Below are 7647 nucleotides of genomic sequence, written 5' to 3' on the forward strand. Positions count from 1 at the left end.
GATGTGGAAATGAATCTGCCGTAAAAGATTGAGCTTTTTAAATTGATGATGAAGGCATCGCAGCTCTTTTCGGCTGGAACGGTGCAGCTTCATTTCTTCTTTCTGATAGTCACAAAGGGTATTCGTCTTATCGATTTCCCGAGTGATGTCATTGAAAATAAATTTTGTGTCGCGATGCAAGGATTGGCTTTGGAGAACTTCGAGTCCTCTTTTTTCCAAGAGATTCCCTGTTTTCACATACAAATCATGAATGTTCCTGCTGATAATAGCTGAGTATTTCGGAGGCAGGATCCATAAATTCACTAATGTAGAAACAATCAATCCCAAACTGGTCGTGCCCAGTCTGGTAAAGAATGTCGCTATGTAATGATCATGGATCGTCGGGATCATGGCAATTCCAGTCAATGTAGCGACTAGTATCCCTGCATCCAATCTGAGCTTATGGCAGGCAATGATCGTCAATATGGCAACAAGCGCATACGTAATGGCATGATCTCCAAGCAAGGGAGAAATGAGGACTGCGAATAAAGCACCGATTGCGGATGCAGGAAATCGTATGAACGCTTTCTTGATTGAGTCCGCTGCTGTAGGCTCTATTGTCACAATCGCTGTAATGACCGCAAACATTGCAGGCCAGTTTAATAGCTCGCAGATAAAAGCGGTCAGAAAAACAGCAATCCCTGTCTTAGCGATTCTTCCGCCGGCAAATCTGAACTTTTTTAAGAAATCCATCGTTTATTTCCCTTTCTGGAATATAAGTCTTCTGTTTTCATTATAAAGAAGTTTAGGTGGAAAAGAAAAAGGGCTTAAAAAAATCAAAAAAAGAACTGTCCTAATTGAACAGTTCTTAAATATGAAATTATCTAAGAGGTAAAGGACGCAGTGAAATTCGGATCGTCCCGGGCATCAGATTTTCATTCTGGGCCTCTTTCAAATACTTGAACATTTGCTTTCCGGCAACAGAGTTTGCCGAGTGTATCGTGATGAATTCAGCGAATAACTTGTGCTTCACCATGTAGCGTACGAGCATAAGACCGTTTCTAGTTTTGCATTCTAAGTCATGATCCAGTGAAAGATGAGAGATTGAATATTTCTCAAGCAAATCGATACATTCATCGATGTCTTTCGCCAGAATGTAGCCTTGGGGACAGTGTCGATAATCATCTAAAAAAACATTTACTGTCATAATTAGTCTACTTTCGTTGATTTGACTTATCTTCACCGTAACAAACCTGGGGATATACTTATATAGGCATAAAGAATCATTGGATGTGTAACATTATTTTACAAGTATGATATATGCATTGTATTGGAAGCCTGGAAATCTATTTGAATTTGAAGAAGATATGCAACTTCCTGCCCCGATCCCTTCTAATTCTTTTCAAGAAGCTTCAGTAAAAGATCTGGCCGGTCTGTGATAATCCCGTCAGCACCGGCTTTGATCAGCAATTTCATAGTGTATTGATCATTCACGGTCCAATAGTGTATAGGAATATTCAACCTTTGAGCACCCTTGATGAATCGGGTATCTGTTAAATCAACTTCATCTTTTTGCAGCGGAAGCTGAAATGAGTTCACTTTCGGTTTATAAAGATTCCTCATGAAAAGTTTGTGCAGAATAACAAATTTTTTAACTTCTTCGGTTCCACCCTGCACGGCGACACGTCCTTCAGACTGCTCTTTAAACCGATCGATGATGGTCTGGTCAAAAGATGCGATAAGAACATTACTCTCCATTTCATATTCCTCTATCAAATTCATTAATTTCTCCGTGATTTCATCTAATCTTTCACGCGGGTTGTCATCCTTGATTTCGATATTCATTTTCATATGGGGAAAGCGCTGAAACACTTCTTCCAGTGCAGGGATATAAACTCCTTTGCCGCGATACGTGTATTCGCCGTCAGCGTCCTGAAACGCATAGCCAGCGTCTAATCGCTGCAGTTCTTTTAACGTGTAATCAGCAACTGCTCCCTTCCCGTCAGTAGTGGAATTGACTGTGGGATCGTGAATGGTCACAAGATGTCCGTCCCTGGTGATATGTATATCCATTTCAATGACATCCACACCCAGATCTTCAGCGTGTTGAAAGGCATCAATTGTATTTCCCGGAGCGAGAAGCTTGCCGCCTTGATGGGCGATCACAAGCGGTTTACTATGTACATTGTCAAAAAACGGAGGGGTTTGTCCTTTTTCCGGAGGCATTAAATAGGCAATGCTGAAGAAACAAACCGTAAAAAGGATAAACACAATCATGAAAGTTGATTTGCTTGTTTTTCTAATAGGATTTCCGAGTTTAAGATTCATAGAATGTCATCCTTTATTTAATGTAGTTCAAGTGAATTCTTCTTCCTTAATATCTATTATGGGAGGCGGGCGGAAATGAATGGTTTTTAAAATTTATATGCTCTTGATTGCCGCAGAATATGTAGTGTATTCAGCTGAAGATCGTGAATATTTAAGAATTAATTACTTTATGAAGTAAAAAAATTACTCTAATAAGAAAAATATATTGATTTTCAGCGTAATAAATATTACTCTATAAAGTAAGGAGGTGTTTTCCTATGCAGGATAGCTTATCATTGAATGTTTCATTGCTTCGCCGCCGTGTCCCCAATTTAACGACAGCCGCTAAAGCAGTCGGATTGAGACCGGCAACTGTTTCAAACCTTTGTACCGGTAAGATATCGGTCGGGCGTGCAGAAGTAAGGACCCTGGTTACATTAGCCAATCTGGCAAATTGTTCACTGGATGAGTTGATTATTCAAGGAGGGAAATTAAGTATGATTGAAACGGGGATCAAACCGATTGATTTATTTGCTCCAATCGTAAAAGGTGGAATCAATGGATTTGTTGCAAGGGCTCAGGTCGGCCAACTGGTCGTCCTGGCTGAGATCACACAAAATTTAAGAGAAGAGGGATATGAGACGATTCTGCTTACACCTGACCGGGAATTCATGGGTATAAGTGACCTTGAAGGCTTTGTGGATGCGAAAGTACATTCGGCCGAAGATGCATTTGCTGAAGTATCTCTAAGGGAGGATAAAGAAAAAGTGGTGCTGCAGGTCGATCGGTCATTTGTGGTTTCCGGAGATCTGTACGAATTGAGAGAACGATTTGAAGCGGAAGGTTACCCTGAAATCACGACGATTTTATTCGATCCAAGTGGAACGGCAGTGGATGAAGATGATCCGTATGGTCCTCTTGATACACTGTGCTATTTCGATATCGATCTCGCCAGCCGGGGCATCTATCCTGCCATCCACCCGGTTCAGTCGACCTCCATCTTAGTGGAAGAAGACACATTGGAGGATCGTCATAATGCAGTAAATCGAAATGCGAAGAAGCTTCTAAGACGCTACAAAGAGATTAGGGTTCTATTAAACTCGCTCGGAGAAGATAAACTTCCCGAAGCAGATCTTGAGCTTTATAGGATCGGGGAAAGACTGGAAGCCTATCTCAGTCAGCCGTTCTATGTGGCGGAGGAATTTACGCGCATCAAAGGAGCACGTGTGTCCGTAAAGGAAAGTATCAATGACATTGAAAAAATCCTTTCAGGCGAATACAATCATCTCAAACCGGCAGAGTTAAAGTTTAAGGGGAAAGTAAGTTAGTAATCGAGATAGTGTCAGTACTTAGTCAGGTATAGTGCAGTGCTTGGCCGTTCCTGTGGATTTTTTGATAAAAAAAGGAAATGATGGAAGGGAGGGGCAGGGACAAAACGAATAAACCACGACATAAAGACGAACAATTTCAGTGTATGTTCTTAATACCGCTAATGATTTCCGTGTAAGACTTCGCTTTCCGCGGGGAGCCCGTGAGTCTCCTCGGCAAGCCTGCGGGGTCTCACTTGTCTAGCTGCAGGGCTTAGAGGCACATGACTAAGCCAAACCGACCAAGAAGGCAAAGTGCGCATTCCAGGACGATTCGTCTTATGCCACCCGCCTCTGAGCAAAGCCCTTCCGCTTTTCCAATAAGCTACTCTCCCCGCAGGAGTCTTCGTCTTGCACTCCAATCAACCGCTGGAAAGAGCTAAAATCTAAATGTACATTGAACAAAATAAAAACCCGAACTGATTTGCCTGTAAGAAGGCAAATCAGTTCGGGTTTTACTTAGACTAAAACACTTTTGTCCCACCCTCTTTTTTATTTTTGGAAGGACAGTAGTTTACCGGACCATGCCATTTTTTTCAATCCCATTTACCGTACATATGTTCCATGATAGGATAGAAGAAATGAATGATGAAACCGAGGGTGCAGGCGACGATGACTGTGCCGATGCCGACTGCTCCGTGTACCAGCATGGCAAGTGTAATGGCGATTGCTTCGTTCAGAAGGCGGGCATTTCGAAGGTTGAGGCCGAAACGGCGGTGGATTGCGATCATGAATGTATCCATCGGGCTGGATGGAAGCTTCGCTTGCAGGTAGATGGCAATCCCCGTGCCAAGGATCAAAATCCCCGCAATCACAAAAGAAAGCTGTTGTATAAAACCGATAGGCTCGATGCGTGAAAGCCCTGTTTTTATCCAAAAGTCGACCATCATCCCGATGATGAATATCGAGAGTGCTGCAAGCCACTGAATCCTTTCATTCAATAATAATGCATTGATGACGATCAGTATGCAGCCATTGAGAAAGATGCATATCCCGATACTTAGGTGAAGTATGTAAGATTCCCCTACGGCCAGCGCATCCCATGGAGCTGCCCCCAGATCTCCTTTAATGATGAGAGAGACTCCCAAAGAAAGGCAAATGAGTCCGATACAGTAAAAGGCGAATCTTACTTTCATTCCAGTATCCTCCGATCGCTTCAATAACATGTCTACTATCATCCATATGAGTTGTCCAACTATAGTAGAAGTGTTTTTTGGAAAGAAAGCCCTGTTAAATATTGTGTTGATCTCGTGTGAGGATGCTCACGGGTCACCTGGAAAATGCGAAGTATATTCAGGCTGGGTCTTATTACAAAATTGAGCCTAAAAGAAAGCTGAGGCGAGACGTTGTGGAACAGGTGAAGGTATCAGTACGAGAACTGGTCGAATTCGTTTATAAAGGAGGCAGCATCGACTTGAGGTTTCAAGCCCGTTCATCGATGACAATCGGAACAAGGCTGCACCAATTTCTGCAAAAAGGTTATAAAGAGGGAGATGAAAAAGAGGTATTTCTTAAAGGTGAATTCATATCAGAAGACATTTCTTACATATTGGAAGGGCGCTGCGATGGGATTTTATATGATGAGGAGAGAGTGAAAATCGATGAAATCAAATCCACTTCCAAAGACCTATCTGAAATAGAAAATGGTGCCCGTGTTCATTGGGCTCAAGCGGAGTGCTACGCCTACCTCCTGTCTAAAGAAAAAAATCTGGCTTTCATCGATGTGCAGCTGACGTATATCCAAATAGATACAGAACAAGTGAAAGTACTTGAAAAAACTTATACTGTCAAAGAACTTGAAGAAACCGTCCGGAACACGCTTCTGTCTTTTACTCCCTTTGCAAAGGTGATTGTGAATAACCGAGAGAAGTATCAAGATAGCGTTTCTGCTGTTTCTTTCCCGTATCCGGCATTCAGAAAAGGTCAAAAACAGCTTGCAGGAGCAGTGTACAAAACGATCAATGAAGGAAAATCTCTTTACGCAAATGCGCCGACAGGAACTGGCAAGACTATTTCTACTCTTTTTCCGACAATAAAGGCAGCGGACGGCGGAGGCGCGGAGAAGTGGTTTTATTTAACAGCGAAAACAATCACCCGGACAGTTGCAGAGGAGGCTCTTGCGCTACTTGAAAAACAAGGGCTGCGCCACACCTCTGTCACGATTACTGCAAGGGATAAAATCTGCTTTAAAGAAGAAACCAAATGCCAGAAAGAGTACTGTGAATTTGCTGATGGATACTATGACAGGATCAACGGTGCTCTCATTGATATCCTAAGTCATGAAACGAGCATGACCAGAGAGGTTATCGAGCGTTATGCTCTGAAGCACAAGGTTTGTCCTTTTGAATTTTCGATTGACCTCTCTTATTTGACGGACGGGGTAATCTGCGACTATAACTATATTTTTGATCCGAAAGTATCCTTGAAGAGATTGAACGATGAAAGCAAGAAAAAGACCGTGCTTTTGGTTGATGAATCACATAATCTGGTGAACAGGGGAAGGGAGATGTTCTCGGCATCTTTGACGAGATCATCATTCTTATCGGTGAAGAATCTTTATAAAGAACATGAAGCTCTATCGAAATGCATCAGTGCTGTTAACAAACATTTTCTGACGATGAAAAAAGAAATGAAAGGCGAGAGAGAGTGGAGGAAGGAAATGGATCAGGGGTTTACGGAAGAGATTGAGGCTTTTGTTGAAATTGCTGAGAAATGTCTTGGTGAGCCGGGGAAGGAATGGTCACAAACCTTTCTTCAGTTATACTTCGATTCGTTGAGTTTCATCCGGATATCCAGGCTTTACTCAAGTGAACACCGTTTTGTTCTTGACTCCTCAGCTAAGGATCTTGGGATAAAGCTCTTTTGCATCGATCCTTCAAACCTGCTGGCGGGGATAACGAAACCATATCACTCTTCCATTTTCTTTTCCGCTACCTTGCATCCCTTTTCTTATTATTATCAACAACTGGGAGGAAATGAAGGGGACTATCGGTTCCTTATTCCTTCTCCTTTTGAAAAAGAACAATGGCAGGTAGAGATTGATCCGGTTTCGACACGTTACAGGGACAGAGAGCGAACCTTGCCGCGTATTGTCCAATCGATTGCTGATGCTTATTTGAAGAACAGTGGTAATTTTCTTGTGTTCTTTTCTTCGTATTCATACATGAGGGAAGCATATGAGGAATTAAAACAGTGTTCGCTTGAAGCCGAGTTTCTCCTGCAGGAAGCGGATATGAGTGAAGAGGAGAGGGAAGCATTTCTGGAATGTTTTCAGCCAGATACGGGGAGGCGCGTGATTGGAATGGCCGTATTGGGTGGGATCTTCTCTGAAGGCATCGACTTGAAGGGAGATCGCTTAAATGGTGTCATTATCGTCGGTGTCGGACTTCCTCAGATTGGTTTGGAACAGGATATCATGAAAGAATTTTACAGTGAGCAGGGGAAAGACGGGTTTGACTACGCCTATGTGTATCCTGGATTAAATAAAGTGTTCCAATCAGGGGGAAGGCTGATTCGTTCAGAAGAAGACAGCGGTGTTTTGAGATTGATCGACGATCGATATTTAACCCAAAAATATAAAGCCCTGCTTCCGGATGAATGGACACCATTTGAAATCATAAAATAGAATGTAAAAAAGACCGCTTGATCAGCGGCCATTTATTATCCTATTAATTGAATGATGGATCTTTTAACAATCTGTCGAATTCTTCAAGGTGATGCGTTTCATCCGCAATCATATCTTCAAGCTTGATGACAAGTTCAGTCAATCCTAATTCTTCAGCCTGTTCCTTGCGTTTTTTGTATCGTTCGATCGTATCTGCTTCCGCTTTGCGGCCTTCTTCAAGCATTTCCTTTACATCATCTGTCTGTTTAACAGGAGCAGGTGTCGTAGTAGGGTCTCCGCCCAGTGTCTTGATTTTTTCTGCTAAGTATAATGCGTGTCCTTGTTCATCAGGAATTTCCTCTTCAAAGAAAGGCTTTAATACCTGACGAT

Annotated in this window: 7 protein-coding genes; 2 read left to right on the top strand and 5 right to left on the bottom strand. The window is 42.4% G+C overall.

Translation table 11 applies throughout. The features are described from left to right. From HP456_RS16900 to HP456_RS16910, 3 genes are all read right to left on the bottom strand, one after another. Positions 1–732: aromatic acid exporter family protein (locus HP456_RS16900; protein ID WP_172253247.1), on the bottom strand; the 732-nt coding region annotated here is incomplete at its 3' end. A 127-nt stretch (positions 733–859) separates the two neighbouring features. Then, entirely contained in the window at positions 860–1186 is a 327-nt protein-coding gene (locus tag HP456_RS16905; protein ID WP_172253249.1) for a cyclic-phosphate processing receiver domain-containing protein, read from the bottom strand. A 185-nt stretch (positions 1187–1371) separates the two neighbouring features. Further along, complete coding sequence (locus HP456_RS16910; RefSeq protein ID WP_172253251.1) at positions 1372–2307, bottom strand: glycerophosphodiester phosphodiesterase family protein; 936 nt, start codon at positions 2305–2307, stop codon at positions 1372–1374. 257 nt (positions 2308–2564) lie between these two features. On the opposite strand from HP456_RS16910, the gene HP456_RS16915 reads away from it, so the two are divergent. Continuing rightward, complete coding sequence (locus tag HP456_RS16915) at positions 2565–3614, top strand: ATP synthase beta subunit C-terminal domain-containing protein (protein WP_172253253.1); 1050 nt, start codon at positions 2565–2567, stop codon at positions 3612–3614. A gap of 575 nt (positions 3615–4189) precedes the next feature. On the opposite strand, the gene HP456_RS16920 is transcribed toward HP456_RS16915, so the two are convergent. Next, positions 4190–4789 (bottom strand): YczE/YyaS/YitT family protein, encoded by a 600-nt coding sequence (locus tag HP456_RS16920; RefSeq protein WP_172253255.1) that lies wholly within the window; start codon positions 4787–4789, stop codon positions 4190–4192. Between the two features lie 212 nt (positions 4790–5001). On the opposite strand from HP456_RS16920, the gene HP456_RS16925 reads away from it, so the two are divergent. Next, positions 5002–7278 carry a helicase C-terminal domain-containing protein gene (locus HP456_RS16925; RefSeq protein ID WP_312857787.1) on the top strand — a complete coding sequence of 759 codons (2277 nt, stop codon included), beginning with the start codon at positions 5002–5004 and terminating at the stop codon, positions 7276–7278. Between the two features lie 43 nt (positions 7279–7321). Here HP456_RS16925 and HP456_RS16930 read toward each other — a convergent pair. Further along, positions 7322–7647, bottom strand: a 326-nt coding sequence (locus tag HP456_RS16930; RefSeq protein ID WP_172253259.1) for a ferritin-like domain-containing protein, incomplete at its 5' end; no start/stop codon positions are given.

It is taken from the genome of Bacillus haikouensis, assembly GCF_013179555.1.
Taxonomy (GTDB): domain Bacteria; phylum Bacillota; class Bacilli; order Bacillales; family Bacillaceae_B; genus Rossellomorea; species Rossellomorea haikouensis_A.

Bases quoted from the DNA above. Each gene is read 5' to 3' on its own strand.
- HP456_RS16905 (WP_172253249.1), bottom strand. From the start codon at position 1,186: ATGACAGTAAATGTTTTTTTAGATGATTATCGACACTGTCCCCAAGGC.
- HP456_RS16910 (WP_172253251.1), bottom strand. From the start codon at position 2,307: ATGAATCTTAAACTCGGAAATCCTATTAGAAAAACAAGCAAATCAACT.
- HP456_RS16915 (WP_172253253.1), top strand. From the start codon at position 2,565: ATGCAGGATAGCTTATCATTGAATGTTTCATTGCTTCGCCGCCGTGTC.
- HP456_RS16920 (WP_172253255.1), bottom strand. From the start codon at position 4,789: ATGAAAGTAAGATTCGCCTTTTACTGTATCGGACTCATTTGCCTTTCT.